This is a genomic window from Rhizobium sp. WW_1, from assembly GCF_003610155.1.
GTDB classification, from domain to species: Bacteria; Pseudomonadota; Alphaproteobacteria; order Rhizobiales; family Rhizobiaceae; genus Rhizobium; species Rhizobium tropici_A.
Window position 1 is genome coordinate 508691 of the sequence record NZ_RAIN01000001.1, and the last position, 23556, is coordinate 532246.

The 23556-nt window shown below is 59.8% G+C and carries 26 protein-coding genes; 14 read left to right on the forward strand and 12 right to left on the reverse strand.

Features of this window, described 5'->3' with window-relative positions; all coding sequences use genetic code 11:
• Window positions 1-23 precede the first annotated feature (23 nt).
• Window positions 24-560: a hypothetical protein gene (locus tag BJ928_RS02355; RefSeq protein ID WP_047627491.1), complete on the forward strand. Its 537-nt coding sequence runs from the start codon at window positions 24-26 to the stop codon at window positions 558-560.
• 83 nt (window positions 561-643) lie between these two features.
• Here BJ928_RS02355 and bla read toward each other — a convergent pair whose 3' ends face one another.
• The 3 genes from bla to dmeR all read right to left on the reverse strand — a co-directional run bounded on the left by bla (window position 644) and on the right by dmeR (window position 3030).
• Window positions 644-1639 (reverse strand): class A beta-lactamase, encoded by a 996-nt coding sequence (gene bla, locus BJ928_RS02360; RefSeq protein WP_047627493.1) that lies wholly within the window; start codon window positions 1637-1639, stop codon window positions 644-646.
• A gap of 86 nt (window positions 1640-1725) precedes the next feature.
• Window positions 1726-2724, reverse strand: a complete 999-nt coding sequence (gene dmeF, locus BJ928_RS02365) for a CDF family Co(II)/Ni(II) efflux transporter DmeF (protein ID WP_047627494.1) — start codon at window positions 2722-2724, stop codon at window positions 1726-1728.
• A 33-nt stretch (window positions 2725-2757) separates the two neighbouring features.
• Window positions 2758-3030, reverse strand: coding sequence for a Ni(II)/Co(II)-sensing transcriptional repressor DmeR (gene dmeR / locus BJ928_RS02370; protein WP_047627496.1), 273 nt, complete (start codon window positions 3028-3030; stop codon window positions 2758-2760).
• A gap of 196 nt (window positions 3031-3226) precedes the next feature.
• Between dmeR and BJ928_RS02375 the strand changes: the two genes are divergently transcribed.
• Together BJ928_RS02375 and BJ928_RS02380 are read left to right on the forward strand one after the other, a co-directional pair.
• On the forward strand, window positions 3227-3640 hold the full coding sequence (locus tag BJ928_RS02375; protein ID WP_047627497.1) for a helix-turn-helix domain-containing protein: 414 nt from the start codon (window positions 3227-3229) through the stop codon (window positions 3638-3640).
• 197 nt (window positions 3641-3837) lie between these two features.
• The gene (locus BJ928_RS02380; RefSeq protein WP_047627498.1) at window positions 3838-4326 is read left to right on the forward strand and encodes a GNAT family N-acetyltransferase; all 489 of its coding nucleotides are present in this window, start codon (window positions 3838-3840) and stop codon (window positions 4324-4326) included.
• A 71-nt stretch (window positions 4327-4397) separates the two neighbouring features.
• Here BJ928_RS02380 and BJ928_RS02385 read toward each other — a convergent pair whose 3' ends face one another.
• Window positions 4398-5024, reverse strand: coding sequence for a C39 family peptidase (locus BJ928_RS02385; protein WP_281024098.1), 627 nt, complete (start codon window positions 5022-5024; stop codon window positions 4398-4400).
• Window positions 5025-5403: 379 nt separating this feature from the next.
• Here BJ928_RS02385 and BJ928_RS02390 point away from each other — a divergent pair, with 379 nt between their 5' ends.
• On the forward strand, window positions 5404-6822 hold the full coding sequence (locus BJ928_RS02390) for an AAA family ATPase (protein ID WP_183079354.1): 1419 nt from the start codon (window positions 5404-5406) through the stop codon (window positions 6820-6822).
• 55 nt (window positions 6823-6877) lie between these two features.
• Here BJ928_RS02390 and BJ928_RS02395 read toward each other — a convergent pair whose 3' ends face one another.
• The 3 genes from BJ928_RS02395 to BJ928_RS02405 all read right to left on the reverse strand — a co-directional run bounded on the left by BJ928_RS02395 (window position 6878) and on the right by BJ928_RS02405 (window position 9233).
• Window positions 6878-7792 (reverse strand): cytochrome c, encoded by a 915-nt coding sequence (locus tag BJ928_RS02395; RefSeq protein ID WP_047627501.1) that lies wholly within the window; start codon window positions 7790-7792, stop codon window positions 6878-6880.
• 197 nt (window positions 7793-7989) lie between these two features.
• Window positions 7990-8433 (reverse strand): cytochrome c, encoded by a 444-nt coding sequence (locus tag BJ928_RS02400; protein WP_047627502.1) that lies wholly within the window; start codon window positions 8431-8433, stop codon window positions 7990-7992.
• A gap of 164 nt (window positions 8434-8597) precedes the next feature.
• A complete protein-coding gene (locus tag BJ928_RS02405; protein ID WP_047627505.1) occupies window positions 8598-9233 on the reverse strand; it encodes a LysE family translocator in 636 nt (211 codons plus the stop codon).
• Between the two features lie 128 nt (window positions 9234-9361).
• On the opposite strand from BJ928_RS02405, the gene BJ928_RS02410 reads away from it, so the two are divergent.
• A complete protein-coding gene (locus BJ928_RS02410; RefSeq protein ID WP_047627506.1) occupies window positions 9362-10063 on the forward strand; it encodes a YafY family protein in 702 nt (233 codons plus the stop codon).
• Window positions 10064-10095: 32 nt separating this feature from the next.
• Here the strand turns inward: BJ928_RS02410 and BJ928_RS02415 are convergent, their stop codons facing one another.
• Window positions 10096-10878: an SDR family oxidoreductase gene (locus BJ928_RS02415; protein ID WP_047627507.1), complete on the reverse strand. Its 783-nt coding sequence runs from the start codon at window positions 10876-10878 to the stop codon at window positions 10096-10098.
• A 163-nt stretch (window positions 10879-11041) separates the two neighbouring features.
• Here BJ928_RS02415 and BJ928_RS02420 point away from each other — a divergent pair, with 163 nt between their 5' ends.
• Window positions 11042-11938 carry an AraC family transcriptional regulator gene (locus BJ928_RS02420; RefSeq protein WP_047627509.1) on the forward strand — a complete coding sequence of 299 codons (897 nt, stop codon included), beginning with the start codon at window positions 11042-11044 and terminating at the stop codon, window positions 11936-11938.
• Between the two features lie 3 nt (window positions 11939-11941).
• Here the strand turns inward: BJ928_RS02420 and BJ928_RS02425 are convergent, their stop codons facing one another.
• Window positions 11942-12784 (reverse strand): metallophosphoesterase, encoded by an 843-nt coding sequence (locus BJ928_RS02425; protein WP_047627510.1) that lies wholly within the window; start codon window positions 12782-12784, stop codon window positions 11942-11944.
• Window positions 12785-12911: 127 nt separating this feature from the next.
• A complete protein-coding gene (locus BJ928_RS02430; protein WP_047627512.1) occupies window positions 12912-13514 on the reverse strand; it encodes a superoxide dismutase in 603 nt (200 codons plus the stop codon).
• 275 nt (window positions 13515-13789) lie between these two features.
• Between BJ928_RS02430 and BJ928_RS02435 the strand changes: the two genes are divergently transcribed.
• On the forward strand, window positions 13790-14437 hold the full coding sequence (locus BJ928_RS02435) for an aspartate/glutamate racemase family protein (RefSeq protein WP_245432238.1): 648 nt from the start codon (window positions 13790-13792) through the stop codon (window positions 14435-14437).
• Between the two features lie 4 nt (window positions 14438-14441).
• On the opposite strand, the gene BJ928_RS02440 is transcribed toward BJ928_RS02435, so the two are convergent.
• Window positions 14442-14786 (reverse strand): nuclear transport factor 2 family protein, encoded by a 345-nt coding sequence (locus BJ928_RS02440; protein WP_047627513.1) that lies wholly within the window; start codon window positions 14784-14786, stop codon window positions 14442-14444.
• 178 nt (window positions 14787-14964) lie between these two features.
• Between BJ928_RS02440 and BJ928_RS02445 the strand changes: the two genes are divergently transcribed.
• The 4 genes from BJ928_RS02445 (at window position 14965) to BJ928_RS02460 (ending at window position 18476) form a co-directional block, all read left to right on the forward strand.
• On the forward strand, window positions 14965-15780 hold the full coding sequence (locus BJ928_RS02445) for an AraC family transcriptional regulator (RefSeq protein WP_047627514.1): 816 nt from the start codon (window positions 14965-14967) through the stop codon (window positions 15778-15780).
• A gap of 108 nt (window positions 15781-15888) precedes the next feature.
• Window positions 15889-16575 carry a YbhB/YbcL family Raf kinase inhibitor-like protein gene (locus BJ928_RS02450; RefSeq protein WP_047627516.1) on the forward strand — a complete coding sequence of 229 codons (687 nt, stop codon included), beginning with the start codon at window positions 15889-15891 and terminating at the stop codon, window positions 16573-16575.
• Entirely contained in the window at window positions 16572-17801 is a 1230-nt protein-coding gene (locus tag BJ928_RS02455; protein WP_047627517.1) for an MFS transporter, read from the forward strand. The genes BJ928_RS02450 and BJ928_RS02455 overlap by 4 nt, the downstream gene beginning before the upstream one ends.
• A 135-nt stretch (window positions 17802-17936) precedes the next feature.
• Complete coding sequence (locus tag BJ928_RS02460) at window positions 17937-18476, forward strand: GNAT family N-acetyltransferase (RefSeq protein WP_047627519.1); 540 nt, start codon at window positions 17937-17939, stop codon at window positions 18474-18476.
• A gap of 29 nt (window positions 18477-18505) precedes the next feature.
• Here BJ928_RS02460 and BJ928_RS02465 read toward each other — a convergent pair whose 3' ends face one another.
• Window positions 18506-19393, reverse strand: coding sequence for a branched-chain amino acid aminotransferase (locus tag BJ928_RS02465; RefSeq protein WP_047627521.1), 888 nt, complete (start codon window positions 19391-19393; stop codon window positions 18506-18508).
• A 309-nt stretch (window positions 19394-19702) separates the two neighbouring features.
• Between BJ928_RS02465 and BJ928_RS02470 the strand changes: the two genes are divergently transcribed.
• The 3 genes from BJ928_RS02470 to tam all read left to right on the forward strand — a co-directional run bounded on the left by BJ928_RS02470 (window position 19703) and on the right by tam (window position 23424).
• On the forward strand, window positions 19703-20743 hold the full coding sequence (locus BJ928_RS02470) for a zinc-dependent alcohol dehydrogenase family protein (RefSeq protein WP_047627523.1): 1041 nt from the start codon (window positions 19703-19705) through the stop codon (window positions 20741-20743).
• Between the two features lie 335 nt (window positions 20744-21078).
• Window positions 21079-22638: a TerC family protein gene (locus BJ928_RS02475; RefSeq protein WP_047627525.1), complete on the forward strand. Its 1560-nt coding sequence runs from the start codon at window positions 21079-21081 to the stop codon at window positions 22636-22638.
• 15 nt (window positions 22639-22653) lie between these two features.
• Window positions 22654-23424, forward strand: a complete 771-nt coding sequence (gene tam, locus BJ928_RS02480) for a trans-aconitate 2-methyltransferase (RefSeq protein WP_047627527.1) — start codon at window positions 22654-22656, stop codon at window positions 23422-23424.
• Window positions 23425-23556: the final 132 nt, after the last annotated feature.

Here is a 23556-nt window from a genome sequence, read left to right on the forward strand (position 1 = left end):
GCAACCCATAGGGAGATATGACGATGAAAGTGCACAGCAGCACCCAAAACTATTTCAGCACGCCGATCCGCAGCTCGCAGAGCAGCGACGGCGACGATAGCACGCCCTTCTCGCTGCCGGGCGACAGCGACGGCCAGCAGGACGATTCGCAAGGGCCCTCCATCTCGTCCAGCGGCGTCCCCTCCTCCATTTCATCCGGCCTATGGCTCAGCCAGTTCGGTAGCGATGCGTCCTCGACCTCGGACGACGGCAGCGATCAGAATAGCGCGACGGCGTCGGGCGGAAGCGGCTCGACATCGTCAAGCGAGCAGTCCGATCAGGATATTCTGGACGAATTTGCCAAATGGGCGAACATGACGCCTGCCCAGAAGATCCGGGCGCAATATCTGGAGGCGCACGGCCTGACGGAAGATTCCTTCAAATCGCTGTCGGCCGACGACCAGAAGGCGATCAACGACCAGATTGCCGACGAGATCAAGCAGAAGCTGGGCGCCGGCAACGCCGATGGTGATAGCGATCAGGAAACGGACAGCGCGGCTTCGGCATTGGCGCTCGTCTAAGCAAATTGCCAGGTTGGATGAAGACGATACGAAGCTGATTCACATCTCGTTCGTATCGTCTTGTTTTCTTTATCAATATCTCGCTATTGGCCGATCATGCCGACAACGATCTTGCTGACCTCGGCGAAAACGGATTCGACATCTTTTGCAGGTGCGGTTGCCTCCGCAACGAAGGTCGTGACGAGGATCGCGCCACGCTCCGGCGGCCAGATGACGGCGATATCGGCATAGGAGCCGTTGTTGCCGGTGCCGGTCTTGTCTCCGACCTTCCATTCGTTCGGCAGGCCCGCGCGCAGGCGATTATTGCCCGTGGTGTTAGCGACCAGCCAGTTCACAAACTGATCCCGGGAGGTTTCCGACAGCGTGTTGCCGAGCGTCAGCAGCCCGATCGTATCCAGTATAGCATCCGGCGTCGTCGTATCGCGCGGGTCGTCCTTTACCGCCTGGTTGACATCGGGCTCGTTGCGGTCGAGGCGCGTTTCGGTATCGCCTGTCGTGCGCAGCCAAGAGGTCAGCGCCGCCGGGCCACCGAAGCTGTCGAGCAGCAGATTGCCGGCCGTATTATCGCTCAAGGTGATCGCGGCTCCGCAAAGCTCGGCAATGGTCATCCCATCGGCATCGGCGTGCTTTTCGGTTGCCGGCGAATAGGTGACCACCTTGTCCTTGCCGTATGTGACGCGACGGTCGAGCTTTTCCACCCCCTGATCGACGCGCGCCAGCACGAAGCCGACGGCAAGCGCCTTATAGGTGCTACACAGGGGAAACCGCTCCTCCTCGCGATGGCCGAGCGAAATATTGGTTTCGGTGTCCAGCACGGAGACGCCGAGGCGGCCGCCGGTCCTCTTTTCGAGATCAGCAAGCTGCTTGTCGACATCGTCGGAGAGCTGTGAATTGTCCTGCGCTCCACCTTCCGTTCCCTGCCCACTGGTATCGGGTGCCGGCGAGCTATCCGTTGCGGGCGGCGTCTGCGGCGTGGCACCGCTATCCTGAGCAAAAAGCGCATCGGGGCCGAGCGTCAGGGCGGGGAGAAGCAGCGCCGAGCCTGCCATGAGGCGGCGGCGGGTGAGCAATGTGGGCATGCGAGGGGCCTCCAGCAGAATCGGGCAGATTTTGGGCTATGCGAGGAATATGGCAAGCCTCTGTCCGCACCGATTGCTAGCGGATTTTATGCCGCCTTGTCGACGGTAACTTCGATCGTCACGTGCGAGAGTTCGTGAATATCGGCAAGCCGCTCCTTGTAGAAGGAAGGCTCGCGCGACACGGGTGTTGCGATTGCGACGATGGCGGCGTGATGCCCGGGGCCGACCTGCCAGACATGGAGATCGGTAATATGGTCTTCGGCGGTCTCGATGGCCTCGCGGATCTCACCCGGCAGATCCTCGCCCGCTGGAATGAAATCAAGAAGAACGGCGCCGGAGGCGCGCAGCAGGCTCCAGGCCCATTGCAGGATCACCAGGCCGCCAACAATACCCATCAGCGGATCGAGGAAGGTCCAGCCAAACTGACTGCCCAGCAGCAACGCAGCGATAGCCAGAACCGAGGTCATCGCATCGGCGATGACGTGGACATATACGGAGCGCAGATTGTTATCCCTGCCACCCTTTTGGCCATGGTCGTGATGATGGCCGTCGTCATGATCGTGATGATGGTCATGATCATGTGCGTGGCCATGGCTGTGCCCGTGGCCGGAATGACCGTGGTGATGATGGCTATGATCGTCGCGCAGCAACCAGGCGCTGACCAGATTGACGCCAAGGCCGAGCACGGCAATCGCGATCGCCTCGCGGAAATTGATCGCCACCGGATCAAGTAATCTCAGAATGCTCTCCCAGCCCATGATCAGTGCGATCCCCGCCAGCACGATGGCGCTGGCAAAGCCTGCGAGATCGCCGAGCTTGCCGGTGCCGAAGGTAAAGCGCGCATTGTGCGCATGCCGGCGCGCATAGAGATAGGCGAGAGCCGAGATGAGCATGGCACTGGCATGGGTCGACATGTGCCAGCCATCAGCCACCAGCGCCATCGAGCCATAGATCGTGCCTGCACCGATCTCGATCACCATCATGACGGCAGTCAGCGCAATGACGAGCCAGATGCGGCGTTCGTTGCGCTGGTGATCGGAGCCCAGAAAGACATGGCTGTGGCCCATTTCGGAGGAAATACTCATGACATCACTCTCTCGTTGAACGCCTGAAACCTGTCACCGCAGATACGTCTTCAGCACGTCGGCTATCTCATCGACCGCCTGCCGGCGGGCTTCTTCGCTTTCCGCATGGAGCACATGCTCATGCAGATGGTCTTCCAGCACTTCACCGGTCAGCCCCGTCAGGGCGCCGCGAATGGAGGCAAGCAGCTGCAGGATTTCCCCGCAGGGACGCTCTGCCTCGAGCGCCCGCTCCACCGCTTCCATCTGCCCCTTGAGGCGGCGAATGCGGGAGAGGAGCTTGGCTTGCTGACGAATGGTATGGGACATTGCGACCTCTATTATAATATAGGGGGGTATACTATTTATGACGATGGATTGAAAGCCTCTTCTTCTTGCGGCGATGACCGGGCGATGAGGTGGTCGGCGAAGTATCCCGGCCAGCTACCGCGGCCACCTGGCCTTGCAATTCTCACCGACGACCGCATATATTGCTATAGAGACTAGAGGTGTTGGAGGCCAAGCGATGCTGACGATCGGCGATCTATCCAAGCGGACCGGCGTGAAAGTGCCGACGATCCGTTATTACGAGCAGATGGGGCTGATCTCGGAGCCCGAGCGCAGTGAGGGTAATCAGCGGCGCTATTCCAAGACGGATCTGGAGCGCCTCGCCTTCATCCGCCATGGCCGCGATCTGGGCCTGACCATCGATGCCATCAAGGAGCTGATCTCGCTCAGCCAGCATCCGGACCGTCCCTGCGTCGGCGCCGACCGCATCGCCAAGGAGCACCTGGAAGATGTGCGCATCAAGATCGCACAGCTGAAGAGGCTGGAGCATGAGCTCGAACGCATCGTCTCGCATTGCGACGGCCACAGCATCGAAGACTGCTATGTGATCCGTGCGCTCTCCGATCACGGGCTATGCGAACACGAGCACTAAGCCCCCATTGACAAATCCGCTGAAGCGGATCATTGATGCGCCCATGATCACGCACGCGCTCCACAACTGCTCGTATTTTTGGCTGTACCTGTAAGGGGCGGCCAAGACAGATCATATGTCAACAAGCCGCCGTCAGGCGGCTTTGTTGTATCGGCAGCGTCCTGACGGCTCATCTGAAAAACAAGGACGCAAATGCCATGCTAGACGATAGCGACATCTCACTTCTTCGACCGCCTGTTCTGACCATTCGCAACGCACAGCCGCGCGACCTGCCTGAGCTCAACGACATGATCCGGCTTCTCGCCGACCATCACGGCGACCCCTCCGGCACGACGCCCGAGCAGCTCGAGCGCGATCTTTTCGGCCCGGTACCGTGGATCACGGCGCTCGTTGCCGAAGGCGAACATGGTCTGCTTGGCTACGCCATCCTCGTGCCGCTCTACAAGGCGCAGGAAGGCCAGCGCGGCATGGATCTGCACCATCTCTTCGTGCGCGACGGCCACCGCGGCCACGGCGTCGGACAGCATCTTGTCGACCGCGCCCGCGATATCGCCCGCAAGGCCGGCTGCAGCTACCTTTCAGTCGGCGCCGCGACAGGCAACTTCCAGGCCCACCGCTTCTACGAAAACATGGATTTCAAGCCGCGTCCGGTCACCGGTATGCGCTACCTGCAGGCTCTGGCCTGATGCCGGCCTTTAAAGGGATCGCCATTGAAGACTGATTTTTAGAGCGTTTCCGCCGCTGTGCCTGGAAATGCTTAGCGATCAATGGCGATCCCGCGGCCTGCAAAGAACTTCTCGAATGTCTCCAGCGGCATCTCCACATTCTCGCGCGTCGCATCGATGTGACCGGACGGATTGTGGAAGCGGATATTCTTTCCGTCGACGGCCGTCACCAGCACGAGATGGCCGCCCTTGGCCGGCGGCTCGGTCTCGGGCCAACGGATCGAATGGTGCACCGACGCGATGAAAAACTCCGATTGCACGAGGATATCTGCGATATCAAAGGCGGAAACGCCGGTTAAAACCCTTGCATTCAGATCGTAGCGATCCCGCACGAAGGGAACGAAGGGCGCGTAGATCAAGCCTTTGATCCGACCATCCGCCTCCTCGACATAGCCGCCATAATCCCGGCAAACCATGGCGAGATCCATGATCGGCACCGCCTTGCCCGTTCGGGCGGCAAGCACCACCTTCAGGCAGGCCATGCCGCAGAGGTTGCCGGCCCAGCGCGCATAGTCCTCGACGCTGCCGGCTCCGGAAGACGCCCAGAGCGGGTCCTTCAGCAAGGCCGTATGCGCCCCCTCCGCCACGACCGCCAGCGTCATATCGGGCGTTTCCCACTGGCTGAAATACGGAACCTTTCGCGTCACCCTTGCGTCCACGACCACCCTCTCCCTTTGTCGAATCCCACGCTGTCGCGGCTATAAGCTTTCTCGGAAATGCGCTGGAAAAATGGCTGTCGGCTTGGAGCTACGATTAAAGCTGCGCTTTGAAACGGGGCTCACATTCGATGGCGTCGACTTTTTGTGGTCGTCCAGCCCATCGACTAAGACAAGAAGCGGAAGCAATCGACGGCTAATGACAAACGATGAAAGCCATTGACGAGATGCATCTGATGCGTGCAACATAAAGACAATTAATATAATAGGTAGAGATGCACCATCACTACACGGATATGAGGGTCATTTATATATTATGAGCTCCACATCGGACGCATTGACAGCTTGGAATATACTTACTCGAACAATTATTCAGTTTAAGATGGAAACGCCGACATTAGCACAAGATCCCAATTTGGAGAACTTTGACCGCGCAATGGAGCTTGGAGCCGGCGTTCTCCTGAGCTTAATTTGTTCTGCAAATGGCCCCGTCGGCGGCATTGAATCAGTCTTAATCAACACAATCCTCCGGACAGAAAATACGACGGAATACTACAACAATATTTTGAATAACGCGAAAAGTCGAGATTCCCTGCATAATACTGTCATTTCCCTATTCACACCCATGATGCAGCTAGCAGCAAACTGGCAGATTTCTCAGACAGGCGACTATGCCGCAGCGAACGATCTCGTTGTTCCTACTGTGGAAAAGATGGCATATGCACTTTTTCTTGCTGACAACACCATAGATCAGCAGGAACTCAACGAGCTTTCCAAGATTACTGGACCACTTCGAAGCATTGCCCAGGGAATGGAAGCCGAACTGAAAGCAAAGAGGACGGCATTAGAGCTCCCCGCTGCTACGAATTTCCCTACCCCTTCAAATGCTCCCACCAGCGCTAGCGGCAATAAGACGATCAGAAGCAATGGCGAAGACAACTTGGAAACGTGCCTACAAGAATTGCACGGCCTTGTCGGATTGCAAAACGTCAAGATGGAAATCGAAAACCTCATCAATCTTGCAAAGATCATATCCCTTCGCCGGAATAAGATGTTGCCTATTCCAAACGTGACCTTTCATTTGGTCTTTACCGGCAACCCGGGAACAGGGAAAACGACAGTCGCACGTTTGATTTCGAGGATATATCAGCACTTGGGACTGGTATCCAAAGGCCATCTGGTTGAAGTTGACCGATCCGGGCTCGTTGCCGGTTTCGTCGGCCAAACTGCTGTTAAAGTGCGTGGTGTCGTCGACAATGCAACTGGAGGAATTTTATTTGTCGATGAAGCCTACGCGCTTACTAGCCGTTCCGAGAATGATTACGGGTCGGAGGCCATCGAAACTCTTCTAAAGCTGATGGAAGACCGGCGCGATGATCTTGTGGTGATTGTCGCCGGATACACGGACAAAATGACCGAGTTTCTGGACGCGAATCCGGGACTGCGATCGCGATTTCCAAGGATCATCGAGTTTCCTAACTATACCGCAGAGGAGATGGTCGAGATATTCATGCGGATGACCCGGAAAGATCGCTACGAAATCGGCCCCGATGCACAAGCGTTGATACTGGATACGTTCCAGACTCGTTGCAATTCCAAGCCCTCCACGTTCGCAAACGCACGTGAGGTCAGAAATCTATTCGAACGAATAATTATGATGCAAGCGAACAGGATAGCTAGTGCATCGCAGCTTACCGAAACAGAACTTGTCACTCTTATCCGCCGCGACATTGAATTGGCAATTGCCTCGCTCATCAATGAATTAGACCCCAATGCAGGGGCTGCACTGTTTGGCAATTGAAATCATTGATCCCCATTAGCCTGTTGCTTTGATCATTCAGGGCTCATGGCATCCTTTACCGTGCCGGTAGCGCCTTCAGATAGGCTGCGATCGCCTCACGATCGGTTGCGGGCAGATGGGCGATGTTCTGCTGGACTTCGGCCATCGAGCCGCCGGCGGAATCATAGTCGGGGGTAAAACCGGTTTCGAGGTAATTGGCGATATCGCCGGCGCTCCAGCTGCCGATGGCCTTGGAACCGGGTGTGATGTCCGGGATCTGGCCCTTGCCTTCAGGATTGGGCGCACCGGCCAGCCATTGGCCGCTCACGAAACCGCCGAGACTGTCGCGCGGCGTATGGCATTCGCCGCAATGGCCAGGCCCTTCCACCAGATATTGTCCGCGCCTGACCTTCTCGCTCGCATTGGCAAGGACGACGCGCGGCTGGTCGTTGAGATAGAGGAACTTCCAAACACCGATCGCCAACCGGATGTCGAACGGAAACGGCAGCTCGTGTGGCGGGGCGACGTTGTCGCTCTTCGGCAGCGTCTTCAGGAAACCCCACAGATCATTGATATCCTTGTCGCTCATGCGGGTGTAGGAGCCATAGGGAAAGGACGGGTAGAGATGCTCGCCCTGTCTGCCGACGCCCTGCTTCATGGCGTTGCCGAAATCGGCAAGCGTCCAGCTGCCAAGCCCGGCTTTTTCGTCCGGCGAGATGTTCGGCACGTGGAAGGTACCGAAAGGACTGGTGAGCGCCAGACCGCCCGAAAGCACCAGCTTGGCGTCACCCTGCGCGCCCGGCGCGGCGTGACAGCTCGTACAGCCGCCGGCCCAGAAGACCATCTCGCCATTCTTGACATCGGGAGTGCCAAGATCGGCCCAGTGACTCGCAGGCAAAGGCGACGGCGCGGTCACCACATAGAATGCGCCGCATCCAAGAACGATCACGCCGAAAAGACAAAGCAGCCACCGAATAAACCTTGCCATCACAACGCCCCCTTCCGACTCCAAAACCACTATACTCCGCACCGGTCGGAGAACCGATGCGAAGCCGAAACCAATATTCGGAACCCTTCCGCTTCCCTCGAATCGCGAAAACGCCCCATCCATCTATCTCTACGCAATTTCGCCAGGAGAGCCGCCATGCGCCTTTCCTGGCGTTGCATCAGACGAGGCCGACCTACCGCTTAGTCCTTCTTGATGCGGTAGGCCTGATGACAGGCGCCGCAGCTACCGCCGAGCGTTTTCAGCGTCGCGCCGACACCGGCCTTGTCGGCAGGAAGCTGGGCAAGCGCCGTCTCGGCATCGGTGGAAAGCTTGGCGGCGTGCGCCTTGAAGTCATCGAGATTGTCCCAGATCTTCGGATTGACCTCGGCATCGTTCTTGTCGCTTTGCGGATTGAACTGGTCCGGGAAGGCCTTGGCGGTTTCGGCGATCGTGGTCAAAGACGCCTTGACGATATCGGCATCATAGGGCTTGTCGCCCTTGGCAATCGCGCCGAGAGCCCCCGTGGCGCCGCCGATCTTCTTCATCATACCGATGCGGGCGTCATGCGTGCCGTCGGCTGCGACGACCGAACCCAGTGCGATGCCGGCCAGAGCCGTCGCCATCACAATCGCTTTCCACTTCATTTCGTTCTCCTACCTCTCCGAGTGATCAAGACCGTCTATGCGGCCGGCGCGTGATTACGGCGACATGTTTGCCGGTTTCCTTTCCGGCAATGAAGTCACAAAGTGGTGAGAGCCAAGTGAAATCAGTGTCATGCTGCCGACACACTCATTCGCCGCATCGACCCTCACGCCATTTTCAAACCCTCCCAGACCGTGAATATGGAAACCGCGACCAACAGCAGCCCGGCTGCACGACCGGCAAAGGCGGTTGCCTTCGGATTGGCGACCAGCAGGTCGCGGCTGTGCCCGGCAGTGACGGCAAGAGCTCCATAGATGGCAAATTGCGTTGCGATGGTCATCGCTCCCATGATGACTGCCTGTATCCACATCGGGCCATAGTCCGGCTTCAGGAATTGCGGATAGACGGCAAAGATGAAGAGATAGGCCTTTGGATTGATGAGGCAAGTCACAGCACCTTGCCGGAAGGCTTTCCAGGCGGAACGGCTGCCGGCCGGTCCCTCGCCGCCCACGGTGATCGAACTGCGCATCAGCGTGTAACCGATGTAGGCCATATAGGCTCCACCGATAACAAGCAGCGGATTGAAGAGGACGGGCACGAAATGCATCAGCAGGCCGATGCCGACGGCACCGTTCAGCGAATGCACCGCGCCGCCGAGCATGATACCGCCCGTCGCGGCTAGGCCGCGATTGCTGCCGCCGGTCAAGGAATTGGCGAGCACAAACAGCATGTCCATGCCCGGCACGATGATGATGCCTAAGAGAAGAATGAAGAAAAGCCAGAGATTTTCTGCGTAGCCCATGTCAGTTGCCTATCGATCTCTCCATGAAGTCCGGAGAGGAAATTGTTGATTTTCAGGCGAATAGGCGATCTTATAAAGAGATCCAACTGACGGGGTATTGTCAGTAGCCTTCATCTTCGAGGCAAGAAATGCGCAAGGCGTCACGCCTTTTCGAGATCATCCAGATCCTGCGACTGGCCAAAAAGCCGGTGACGGGCGCCGATATTGCCGGCCGGCTGGAGGTGACCGTGCGCTCGGTTTATCGCGATATCGCCGCGCTGCAGGCGATGCGCGTGCCGATCGAGGGCGAGCGCGGCATCGGCTACATCTTGCGGCCCGGCTTCGACCTGCCGCCGCTGATGTTTTCGATCGAGGAAATGGAGGCGATCGTGCTGTCGCTGGCGCTGCTGGAGCGCACAGGAGATGCGGAGCTGAAGCAGGCGGCCAAGCGCGTCACCGCCAAGATCGCCGCCGCCGTGCCGCCGCCGCTGCGCCAGACCCTCGATGCCAATGCGCTGCATGCCTGGGGCTTTGCAGCACCTTCGGCTTCGGCCATCGATCTTTCGCTGGTGCGCCGCGCCATTCGCGACGAGGAGAAGCTCGATCTAGCCTATCGCGATGAGCTCGGCCGCGCCACCGAGCGCATCATCCGACCGATTGCGCTGATCTATTACTCCGAAACCGCCAATATCGTCGCCTGGTGCGAGCTACGCCAGGCGATCCGCAATTTCCGCAGCGACCGGATCGAGGATTGCCAGCCGACCGGGCTCTGGTTCAAGGGTGAAGGCGACGGCCTGCGTCAAATCTGGGTCAATGGCTGGCAGATAAACACCCCAGCCGCTGCCGGCTGAGGTGTTCGAAAACTCGAAGATGTTTTCAAGCGTTAGACAACCATACCCCCCGAGACTTCGATGCGCTGGCCGTTGACCCAGCGGTTGTCGTCCGACAGCAGCGAGGCGATCATCGGGCCGATATCGTCGGGCAGACCCGCACGGCCGAGCGCCGTCATGGAAGCGACCATCCTGTTCACCTCCGGATTGTCGCGAACGATGCCGCCGCTGAAATCCGTCTGGATCGCGCCCGGCGCCACCGTGTTGGCCGTAATGCCGCGAGCGCCGAGCTCCTTGGCAAGATAACGCGTCAGCACCTCGACCGCGCCCTTCATGGCGGCATAGGCTGACGAGCCTGGATTGCTGAAGCGGGCAAGGCCGGAGGAAATATTGACGATACGGCCACCGTCAACGATGTGCGGCAGCAGCTTCTGCGTCAGGAAGAAGACGCCCTTGAGATGGACGTTGTAGAGCTTGTCGAACTCGGCTTCCGTCGTTTCGGCGATGGAGGCATGATAGGAGGTGCCGGCATTGTTGACGAGAAAATCGAAACGATCACGGCCCCATACCTGCTGCAGCGCGCGGCCGACCTCGGCAACGAAAGCGTCGAAGGACGCGACATTGCCGGCGTCGAGCTTCAGGGCCACGGCCTTTTGGCCGAGCGCTTCGATCTCGGCAACGGCACTGTCGGCTTCTGCCTTATTTGCGTTGTAGGTCAGGATGATATCGCCGCCGCGACGGGCGAGATGAATGGCGGTATTGCGCCCGAGCCCCCGGCCGCCGCCGGTGATGATTGCAATCTTTGCCTTTGATTTATCGGTATTTCCCGTTGTCATTGCCGTTCTCCAAGGAATGCTTGATGACGCAAAGTTACGCCCCGGGTGCCATTTCCTTGAATGCCGGAACTCTCGAATTTCTTGCCTATTCCTCCAACTGCCTTGTCGACCAGCCTGCCCCTGCTATGATGATGGAACGGCACCATGCCAAGGAGACCGACCCATGTCGTCAGCCCTCAAGGACGCAATCACGCAATTCATCGACGCCAGCGATGGCGGCAACAACGGGCTGTATTCGACCGGCATCGACGGATTGCACATCATGCGCTCGACGGAGTTGAAGATGCCGCATGCGATGGTCTACAGGCCGGCGCTCTGCGTCATCGTTCAAGGCGCAAAGCAACTGATGCTAAACGACAGGGTGATCGACTATGCCGAAATGCAGGCCCTCATCATCAGCATAGAATTGCCCGCGGCTGGCAAGGTGGTCGAGGCAAGCGAGGAGAAGCCTTACATGGCGATCTCGCTCGAATTCGATGTCGGGATGATGCGCGAGGTGATGGAACAGCTCGACAAGCCGCCAAAGCCAACCGGCAACGCCGGTCTTGGCATCTTCGTCGAGAATCTCAGCCAGCCGCTTGCCGATTGCCTCGTACGATTGACCCGGATGCTGGCGACCCCAAGCGCCATTCCCGTGCTCTATCCCGCAATCATGCGGGAAATCTGCTTCTGGCTGCTCACCGGCCCGAATGGCGGCGAGGTGTGCAAGCTGGTACTGCCGGATGGCCAGACACGACGCATCGCCGACGCCATTCGCCTGCTGCGCGATAATTTTGCAGAGCCCGTACGCATCGAGCAACTGGCGGCTGCCGCACGCATGAGCCCCTCCTCCTTCCACCAGCATTTCAAGACGCTGACCTCGATGACCCCACTGCAATATCAGAAGCAGATGCGGCTGCTTGAAGCGCGTCGCCTGATGGTCGCAGGCCATGCGAATGTGGAGAGCGCCGCCTATCAGGTGGGTTATGAAAGCGCTTCGCAGTTCAGCCGGGAATATACCCGCATGTTCGGCACGCCGCCGAAGCGGGACGTGACCGAGATGCGGATGGCGGCGGAGTGAGGCTTAACGCAGTATCAGGGTCCGGCTCGTCTCGCGCCCGAAGCCGATGATCTCGAGCCTGTCATCGTAGACGGAGACGATCGAATAGGCACTCGTGTCTTCGGTGTCGACCATGCCCATGAAATTGATGAAATAGGTGCCGTCCGACACCCCGAAATTGCCAGCGTGATTGTGGCCGTTGAGGTAGGCAGCGACATGGTCGTGCTCGGCCAGAAGTGAAAGCATCCGGTGGCTGTCGAGCGCATTGTGCGGATTATCCGGGAAGACCGGGTAGTGATTCATGACGATGACCTTCTCGCCCGCCGCCCTTGCCTCTTGTAGCTTGGCGACAAGCCAGTCGAATTGTACGTCGCTGATGCCCGCATTCCAGCGCTGGCCATTCGTCGCGCCCGAATCTTCCAGCCGCTTCATCAACGCCTTCGCCTCCTGCCGGCGCGGGTCGTCTTCGGGCGGGGCGAAGACGCTGATCTCATTGCCGTCGAGCGCGATGAAGCGATAGCCGGAATGGCTGAAATCGTAATAGGCGGATGGCATGCCCACACGGGCGGATACGCTGCCGAGATGTTCCGATGCCACAGCGAAATCGTGATTGCCGAGAAGGAAGTGCTTCGGGTGGCGCAAAGCCTCGTAGGCGGGCAGGATGGCGTCGAAGCTCTTCCATTCGCGGTCGATGATATCGCCGAGGGTCACCACGAAGGCGAGATCGTGCCGATTGAACTCCTCAATTGCCTCGCGAAGCTTGTCGAGGCTGTTCGCGGGATAGCGATTGAGAGCCAGATTGGGTTCCAGATCGGCATATTGCGGATCGGCAATCACACCAAAGCGGAAGAGCGGTGCTGACGGCATTCAGCCTCCTTGGGCAGTCTCCTGAGGCCGTAAAGCGGCACGCGGATAATCAACGAAGGCCGGCGGATAAGAAAACACCCGACGCCGAAAAGACGCCGGGTGCGAAAGCCAGCCTATACGGCAAACCTTACTTCGTAGCGGCTTCGTAGCGCTCCAGGACGTAGTCCCAGTTGATCAGGCTGTCGATGAAGGCTTCGAGGTACTTCGGACGCAGGTTGCGATAGTCGATGTAGTAGGAGTGTTCCCAAACGTCGACGCCGAGGATCGGGTCTGCACCGTGAACGAGCGGGTTTTCGCCGTTCGGGGTCTTGGAGATTTCGAGCTTGCCGTTCTTGACGGAAACCCATGCCCAGCCCGAGCCGAACTGGGTGGCGCCGGCAGCGGCGAAATCGGCCTTGAACTTGTCGTAGCCACCGAGATCGGAAGCGAAAGCTGCTTCGAGCTTGCCCGGCAGCTTGTTGCCGCCGCCGCCCTTCTTCATCCACTTCCAGAAATGGATGTGGTTGTAGTGCTGGGCTGCATTGTTGAAGAGGCCTGCATTGGTGCCGAAGGACTTCTTCACGATTTCTTCGAGCGACAGATCGGAAAGACCTGCTTCGGCAGCGAGCTTGTTGCCGTTGTCGACATAGGCCTTGTGGTGCTTGTCGTGGTGATACTCGAGGGTCTCACGCGACATGAAGGGCGAAAGGGCGTCGTAATCGTAGGGAAGTGCAGGCAATTCGAAAGCCATGGTCTTATCTCCTCTTGGCAAAAAATTGCGGTCGGCAGGTGAACCGGAACATAGGAGCGGTCGCCTGGAAGAGCAACCGGCGACATGCCAAAAAAGTTGCACGCAAGAGCAAAAATTGCCCTATTTTTCAATTGGGTATAGCCTATGCTTAAAAACAAACCTTAGTGCATATGACGAGGTCTGGATGGATTGCGACGCGTGGCATCGAAATGTCGACAAAGCACGTTGCCGAGGCTAGGTTCGCGGACCTTCCGCTATTGCGAGGAATGCCCGTGATGATCGCCTGCCTGCACACCGCCGAGAGCAACATTGCCGTCTATGAAAGGGCGGCAAAGGCGCTCGGATTGCCTGATGGCACGCTGCGTCATCATGTCCGCGCCGATCTCCTTCTCGCCGCCGAAAAAGCGGGGCGGCTGACGGATGAGATATCGGCGGAAACGGCCGCCCTCCTCTGGCATCTCGCCGAGGATGCTGATGCGGTCGTCCTCAATTGCTCGACGCTTGGCCCGGCAGTGACAAAGGTCGCAGCCGGTGCCGCAGTGCCGATCATACGCGCGGATGCGACACTCGCAGAACAAGCGGTCGAGGCCGGCGGTAAGGTCATCGTGCTCTGTACGGTCGAAACGACTATCGCGCCGACATCGGCGCTTTTCGAAGCCGCAGCGGAGGCAACGGGAGCCGAAATCGAGGTTCGGCTGGTCCCTGGTGCGTGGGCGCACTTTCGCGCTGGCGATCTGTCAGCCTATCTTGCTTCTATCGCCGATACCGTGAGGGCAGCCAATGGCGAAGGCCCCGTTACGATCGCCTTTGCGCAGGCATCCATGACGGACGCCACACGGCTTCTTCCGGAAGATCATCCGCGACCGATGACCGGGCCGGCAACGGCACTTGCGGCGGCGGTGGCGAAAATCACGGCCGGCTGAAGGGTTACACATTCCGCCCGAAATAGACGTTCACCTCGGCAATGCGGTCTCCGGCAAAGCGGATCAGTTCGACATTACGAAAGCTGCCGCCATCCATTTTTTCGGCGCGATAGCCGACGATCACATCATCGCCATCGACAACCAGATGTTCGATGTGAATGTCACGGAAGGCTTTCTCCCCAGGCCAGCAATGCTCGAAGTAGCGCTTCTTATCAATGTGATCGTCACGCGGGCTGGAAAAGGTGAAATCCGGGGTCAGCATCGGATCCACGATATCGGGATGCTGCGCGAGATAGGCCGCAAACAGGCGCTTGACCGTGTCGCAACGAGCATTTTCCAGAGAGTTCATGATCTGCCTCCTCCTTTGCGTCAGGGGTAGTTTCGGCTACCTGACCGCAAACTGATTGCAAAATGCAATCAGAAAATAACACAAGGCAGCCGAACCAACAAGGCGCTTTGCGGACTTGGCATTGTGATCCGCGTGGTCCAAACTCCTCGGGCACCCCAATCAGCAGGAAGCCATCGCAGTGTCCGAGGCTCATCACCACATGTTGGAAAAGCTGCGCCGTCTGGCGGCAAAGGATAATCGTCCGACGGTCCCGCCGAGCGGCCTCGGCAGCTATTCGACGCTTTTCACCTTCGTCACGCGCGAACGCGAGCGCATTGCCGGCTCGGCCTTTTCACAGGTTTCAATCGTCGCCATCCTCGAAGGTTCCAAGGAAATCGTCAGCATGGGACGGCAGCGGCATTTTGCGGCCGGTACGGTGCTTGTCCTGCCCGCCGGCTGGAGCGGTGACGTCGTCAACGATCCAGATCCGCAGACCGGTGTCTATCGGGCAATCTTCATTACCTTTCCCGAGGAATTGGCACGCCGCGCGGCGAAGGCCTTTCCGCCCACACAAATCGCCTCACAGGCAGACTTGCCGCTCGATCCGCTGCTGGCTGCGGCCATCAACCATGCTGGCGAAGGCATTGCCGGCGGCAATATGCCAATCCCGCTGATCGAGCACAGGCTTCTCGAAATCCTCATGGTGCTCGGGATGCGCGGCGCCCTGCCCGGCTCGCCCGAGACCACAGCCGAGGCGGTGCGGGCACTGGTGCGCTGGCAGCCGGATCGTCCCTGGACGGCCGATCTCATCGCTGCCGAACTCGGCACCAGCAACGCGACCTTGCGACGGCGATTGTCACGCGAGGGCACTGCGTTGCGTGCCGTGCTTGCGAGCGAGCGGGTGGCGCTGGCGACAACCCTTCTGGCTGAAGACGGGCTGTCGCTGCGGGAGGCGGCGCTTGCCACCGGCTATCGCTCGCCTCGACGCTTCGCCGATAGACTTCGCAGCGCGTGAGCGTTTCCGACTGCATTTTGAGCGTTTGCGTGCGCGGATGCTCGGCACGAATTTGTTAGACCCTGCCCTCGAAGGCTCACAGCAGCCGCAACACGAAAGGGCAACATCATGAAAACCATGCTCAAAGTTCTGAACGCCATCGTCATTGCAACAGCCGCCGCCACGCCGGCGCTATCGGCCGATCTCAATGTGACCTTTGCAAAGAGCAATGGCCGTATGCTGCTGCCGGAAAATGCGTCCTGCATTTCGACAGGGTCCGACAAATCGGCGCCGGGACCGAACAAGAGCCTGGGCGTCTCATGGTCGAAGGGGCCGAAGGGAACCCGCTCCTATGCCGTAACCATGGTCGACCCCGACGTTCCCACGGATTTCTCGCTGTTCAACAAGGCCGACAAGACCATCCCGAAGGATTTCAAGCGGATGGAATTCGTTCACTGGGTGCTGGCCGATATCCCGGCTTCGCGCACCAGCCTTGCCGAAGGCACGGATGGAAACGGCCCCTCGTCCAGCGGCCTGCCGCTTGAGCGCACGGCTTATGGGCGACGCGGCCAGAACGGCGCCGGCGGCGGCAACTTGAAGGACGGGCCGCATGGCGGTTATATGGGCGCCTGCCCGCCCTGGAACGACGCGCGCGTCCACAGCTACCACATCACCGTCTATGCGCTCGACGTCAACAGACTGAACCTTCCGGATCTCTTCACCCGCGCCGATCTCATCGCCGCCGCGAAGGGGCATATCCTGGCGTCAGGCAGCCAGGAACTGTTTTACACATTGAATGCAAAGGCCGAGAAATGACCGAGACGAGATGGGATGCAGCCGCACCGGCCGAGCCGGAAACCGCGCATTGGATGCGGAATCTGATCATCTGCCTTCTGGGCTCGTTCACGACGATCGTGGCAATGACGCTGCTGCTCCCCTTCCTGCCGCTGTATGTCGAGGAACTCGGCGTCAGCGATAAGGCCGCGATCGTGCAATGGTCCGGCATCGCCTATGGCGCCACCTTCTTTGCTGCCGCCTTCGTCGCGCCGCTCTGGGGGCGGCTCGGCGATATCTATGGCCGCAAGTTGATGCTGATACGCGCCAGCCTCGGCATGACGGTCGCTATCTCGCTGATGGGCATGGCCGGAAACGTCTGGGAACTGGTGGCGCTGCGCCTGTTCACCGGCCTTGCCGGCGGCTATGCTTCGGGATCGATGGTGCTGGTGGCCGCGCAGACGCCGAAGCACCGCTCGGCATGGGCGCTCGGCACGCTATCGGCCGGCATCATGGCCGGCAACCTCGTCGGACCGCTGATCGGCGGCGCGCTGCCGCCAATTATCGGCATTCGCGGCACCTTCCTGCTGGCCGGCGGCGTGATCTTCTTCACCTTCCTGGCGACGACGTTCCTGATCAAGGAGGAGAAATCCACGGCTCGGAAGAAGGCGGCGAAGGCAAGCGGCAGCTGGGCCTCCATTCCGGACAAGCGCCCCGTCGTTGCCATGCTGTCGCTCGGCCTGCTTTTGATGCTCGCCAACATGTCGATCGAGCCGATCATAACAGTCTATGTCGCGCAGTTCGTCAGCGACGCCAACGTGACGATGGTTTCGGGCGTCGTCATGGCCGCCGCTGCACTCGGCAGCATCCTGTCGTCCTCCTGGCTCGGCAAGCTCGCCGACCGCATCGGCTACTGGAGCGTCATCACCGCAGCCCTTGCCGTCGCCGCGCTGCTGTTGATCCCGCAGGCTTTCGTGACCTCGGCCTGGCAATTGATCGCATTGCGCTTCCTGATGGGCGTGGCGCTCGGCGGCCTTCTGCCCTGCATCACCGCCGTCATCCGCCATAACGTGCCGGATGCGGCGACGGGCAGCATTCTCGGCCTTTCGATCTCGTCGCAATATGTCGGTCAAGTGGCAGGGCCTGTCATGGGCGGCTTCGTCGGCGGCCATATCGGCATGCCCGCCGTGTTCCTCGGAACCTGCGTGCTGCTGGCGATGGGTGCCGTCTATTGCTGGTGGGTCAGCCCGAAGAAGGAAGCGGAGTAGCCTGTCCCGGCGCCTTCGATATCGGGCATTGCTGACCAGAATCGCGGCTTGTTCGTCGCGATTCTACTGAAGCTATGTTGAGCCCAAACGCGCTTTTGATATTCTCTCACCATTGGCAGTTGTGGAGATATCTCTATGGCGCTTCCAAGCTTCGAAACCAAGCGACTGATCCTCCTCCCCCGCACCATGGCCGACCTTGGCGATTGCATCGCCATGGATCGCGATCCGGAGGTGACGCGCTTCATTCCAGGCCCATGGCACGATACGGAAGCGCACCGGACCTTCGTGAAAGGTCGGATCGAAGCGGATTTCGGCGACGGCCTGGGTTACTGGTCGATCCGCGCCCGCGAGAATCGCGTGCAATTCCTCGGCTGGATATTGCTGATACCCGCCGACGCCATCGGGCCAGACATCGAGATCGGATGGCGGTTGAACAGGCTTGCCTGGGGCAAGGGCTACGCGACAGAAGCGGCAAAGCCCGTACTCGCCCATGCCTTCCAGACACTCGAGCTGGATCGCGTCATTGCCGATATTGCCCCCGGCAATGCGGCGTCCGTCCGCGTTGCGCAAAAGCTCGGCCTATCGCAGCCGCGCCGAACCGCCTATCACGACGAGCCCTTTGCCTCCTACAGCATGACAAAGGCTGCCTACGAGGCCGACACCGCGAGGCAATGATCCCACTTGTCTCGCCGGTCGATGGCGGCTCACTCTTCTCTGGCGCTGCGGCCGTGTGCCCAATCCATGTACAGTTCCAGCGCCTTGCGGGCGACCGGGCCTTCCTGGAATTCGCGATCATCCAGGCGATTGACGCTGACGACCTTGGAATAGTTGCCGGTCGTGAAAATTTCGTCAGCCGCCATGAACTGTTCGACGGAGAGGGTTTCCTCGCGGACATCGAAGCCTTCCCGGCGCAGCAGGCCGATGACGCGGGCGCGCGTGATGCCGGCGAGGAAGGTGCGGTTGGCGACCGGCGTATAGACGATACCGTCCTTGACCATGAAGACGTTGGAGGATGCGGTCTCGACGACATTGCCGTTCATGTCGCGCACCAGCGCATTGTTGAAGCCGCGACCCCTCGCTTCGAGGATCATGCGGCCGCTGTTCGGATAGAGCGAGCCAGCCTTGGCATCGGTCATCGCCGTTTCCGGCGACGGACGGCGGAAAGGCGAGACGGTGAGCGTGATACCGCCGGTGCCGCCAAGCGGCGCTTCGAACAGGCAGAGGGCGAAGCGCGTCGATTCCGCATCGACGGCGACGACGCTGCCCGGCGAACCATGCTCGCCCCAATACATCGGCTTGATGTAGATCGGCGTCTTGCCGTCGAATTTCTTGATGCCGTCCCAGGCAAGCGCCTCGATCTCCTCCGAGGTCTTGACCGGCTTCAGCCCCATCGCAACGGCCGAACGATTGATGCGCTGGCAATGGAGATCGAGATCGGGCGCGATGCCATCGAACCAGCGGGCGCCGTCGAACACCGTCGAGCCGAGCCACATGGCATGCGAGGTCGGCCCGATCAGCGGCGGATTGCCGGAGAGCCATTCTCCCTCGACATAGGTCCAGGTGGTGGTGCGGGGCGACGTATCGACGGACATGGTGGTTTCCTCTCCTTGAGCGGCTCAGCTTTTCACGGAACCTCTGGACCGCTCTTCTCTTTGTTTTCTCGCAATTTCGGACGGAAAACCGCTGCGCAGTTTTCCTGGAATTGCTCCGGGTGGCGAAGAGCAAATAACCGTGCAACCCCAGGGTCAAGCAGAAACTGCACGGCAAAATCCATTTGCAACAAACCGCCCTATACTGCATTCATAGCGCAATTTTCATGCGTCGAAACAACAACTTGACGAATGGGTCCATCAGCAAAAGTGATGAGCCGCACGGATCGTCAGGAAAGAGGGAGAACTCCCATGAAAGCCATGTATTACGAGGCCTTCGAGGCAACACCCGAAATCCGCACCCTGCCCGATCCAACACCGGGCGAAGACGGCGTTGTCATTGCCGTCGGTGCGACCGGCCTTTGCCGCAGCGACTGGCACGGCTGGATGGGGCATGATCCGGATATCAAGTTGCCGCATGTTCCCGGCCATGAGCTTGCCGGCAAGGTCGTCGCGACTGGGCGCGGCGTCGTGCGCTTCAAGGTCGGAGATCGCGTCACCGTTCCCTTCGTTTCCGGCTGCGGCCATTGCGCCGAATGCCATTCCGGCAACCAGCAGGTCTGTCCGAGCCAGTTCCAGCCCGGCTTCACGCATTGGGGTTCCTTCGCCGAATATGTCGCGATCGACTATGCCGACACCAATCTCGTCCACCTGCCAGATGCGGTCGATGACGCGACGGCGGCAAGCCTCGGCTGCCGTTTCGCCACCTCGTTCCGCGCCGTGGCCGACCAGGCGAAGACGCGGCCAGGCGAGTGGATCGCCGTGCATGGCTGCGGCGGCGTCGGCCTGTCTGCCATCATGATCGCGAGTGCCCTTGGCGCGAACGCCATCGCCATTGATATCTCCGACGAAAAGCTCGCCTTCGCCCGCGAATGCGGGGCCGTCGCAACCATCAACGCGGCCGAGGTCGCCGATGTGGCGGAGGCGGTGCGCGAGATTACCAAGGGCGGCGCGCATGTCTCAATCGACGCGCTCGGCCACCCCGCCACCTGCTTCAACTCCATCAAGAACCTGCGTCGGCGCGGCCGGCATGTGCAGGTCGGCCTCATGCTCGGTGATTATGCGACGCCGCAGATTCCAATGGCGCAGGTCATCGGCCACGAACTTGAGATTTACGGCAGCCACGGCATGCAGGCCTGGCGCTATGACGCCATGCTCGACATGCTCGCCGCCGGCAAGATCGCGCCGCAGAAGCTGATCGGCCGCAGGATCAGCCTGGAAGAGGCCGTCCCGGCGCTGATGTCGCTCGACAAGGCCGAGGGCAAGGGCATCAACGTCATCACGCAATTTTGAACGCTGGCAGCCTCGACGAAGAAACCCCAATAGTTGCTCGCATCGCTCGCCTCAACCGGGCGATGTGGAGACGTTTTCGAAAAACTGTCATGCAATCCGGATAGACTGATTTATCCGATGCCCTTGCGCAAATCTCATTTCGTGTCCAGATTGCCGCCCATGCCCGAAAGCGAGCCTTATAGTTCCTGCTCCAGGAAAGCCGGCCCGACAAATAGCGATCCGGATAGCGACGGCTGTATAAGCTGCGCGACGGCAATGGCGCGCGGCATCTCACCCGACAAACAGAAGGAAAGAATTGGCAGGCCCATCACGGCCGGCGCCAAGCTTGCACATTAATGATCTTCGACTGGCTATCCGACCCTTCCGCCTGGATCGGTCTTGCTACCCTGATCGTTCTCGAGATTGTTCTCGGTATCGACAATCTCGTCTTCATCGCGATTCTGGCCGACAAGCTGCCGCCGCATCAGCGCGACGCCGCGCGCATGATCGGCCTCGCGCTGGCGCTCATCATCCGCCTCGCACTGCTCGCCTCCATCGCCTGGATCGTGACACTGACTACGCCGCTGATGTCCATCTGGGGCTTCAGCCTGTCCGGCCGCGACCTCATTCTGATCTTCGGCGGCCTGTTCCTCCTGTTCAAGGGCACGATGGAACTGCACGAGCGACTGGAAGGACATGAGGCGCAAGGTGAAAAGAAGCTGGTTCACGCCGTCTTCTGGCAGGTGATCGTGCAGATCGTCGTACTCGATGCCATCTTCTCGCTCGACAGCGTCATCACCGCTGTCGGTATGGTCCAGGAACTTTCGATCATGATGGTCGCCGTAATCTTCGCGGTCGGCGTCATGCTGTTCCTGTCGAAGCCGCTGATGGCCTTCGTCTCGAAGCACCCGACCGTCGTCATCCTCTGCCTCGGCTTTCTGATGATGATCGGCTTCTCGCTTGTCGTCGAAGGCTTCGGCTTCCATGTGCCGAAGGGTTATCTCTATGCGGCAATCGGTTTCTCGATCATCATCGAAACGCTGAACCAGCTCGCCCGTCGCAACAAGGAGCGGCTGATCACGCCGACCAATATCCGCAATCGCACCGCCGATGCCGTTCTCGGCCTGCTCGGTGCGAAAAGGCCGCAGAGCCCGCTCGGCGAAGTGGCCGAGCGGACGGCGGAAGAGACGGTAAACGAGGCGGTCTTCTCGACCGAAGAGAAGGACATGATCCACGGCGTGCTGACGCTGGCGGAGCGCTCGGCCCGTTCGATCATGACGCCGCGCACCGATATCGTCTGGCTCGATCTCGACAAGCCGCGCGAGGAGCAACAGCGCTGCGTCATCGAGATCGGCCACTCGCGCTTTCCGGTCGTGCGCGGCAGCCTCGACGATTTCGTCGGCATCGCCAGCGCGCGCGACGTCTTGCGCGACCTCACGCAGAAAGGCGAAATCGATCTGGAACGCTCGATCCGCCAGCCGCTCGCCGTGCATGAGAGCATCAACGTGCTCAAGCTGATGGAGCGGCTGCGTCAGGCAAACCAGGCGATGGCGCTGGTGCTCGACGAATATGGCGAAATCGAAGGCCTGGTGACGACGACGGACCTCTTCGAAGCCATCGCCGGCGAATTCCCCGACGAGGACAACGAACCGCTGACGATCGACAAGGGTGAGGACGGATCGCTGACCGTCGACGGCTGGATCGACATTCGCCGTCTGTCGAAACTGGTCGGCATCGATCTCGTCGACGAGACCGATCGTTATTCGACGCTTGCCGGTTTCATCCTGTGGGGCCTCGGCCATCTGCCGCACGAGGGCGAGCGCTTCAACTCCGACCGGCTCGCCTTTGAAGTGATCAAGCTCAATGGCCGAAATATCGACAAGGTCCGGATTCAACCGCTGGAATATGCAATCTAGGAAGAGGATACGCTCATGGCATGGTCTGCCGGCCAATATGTGAAATTCGAGGATGAACGCACGCGCCCGGCGCGCGACCTGCTGGCGCAAGTGCCGCTGCAGCGCGTCGAGAGGGCGATCGATCTCGGCTGCGGTCCCGGCAATTCGACCGAGCTGATTGTCGAGCGCTATGGCGCGGCCGGCGTCTCCGGCCTCGACAGCGACGACAATATGCTGGAGGCCGCGCGCAAGCGCATGCCCGGCACGAGCTTCGTCAAGGCCGATCTTGCCACCTGGCGGCCGGAGGAGCCTGTCGACCTGCTCTTTGCCAACGCCGTGTTTCAATGGCTGCCGAACCATCTCGACATTCTCGACAGCCTGATGGACGGATTGAAGCCGGGCGGCGTGCTTGCCGTGCAGATGCCTGACAATCTGACCGAGCAGAGCCATTTGATGATGGAAGAGACGGCTAAGAACGGCCCCTGGAGCGAGGCCTTCGCCAAGAAGAGCGTGCGGCGCAATCCACTGCCCGCACCTTCGGTCTATTACAACAGGCTGATCGGCAAGTCGGCCCGCGTCGACATCTGGCACACCAACTACAATCATGCGCTGGAAAATGCGGCTGCCATCGTCGAATGGGTGAAGGGCACAGGGCTGCGCCCCTATCTCGACCATGCCGGCGCCGAGCATCGCGATGCCTTCACCGCTGAATATCTGAAGCGCATCGAGAATGCCTATCCGCCGCTCGTCGACGGCAAGGTGCTGTTGCGCTTCCCGCGGCTCTTCATGATCGCCGTGAAGAAATAGACTGTTTGACACTCCCGAAATACCGGCTGACGGCGGTGCGTCGATCCCATCGACAACCGGCGTCGGCCCGCGCTAGAACATGACAAGCCAAAGCTGAAACAGCAATAGCTCCGAGGAGATAGTCGATGTCGT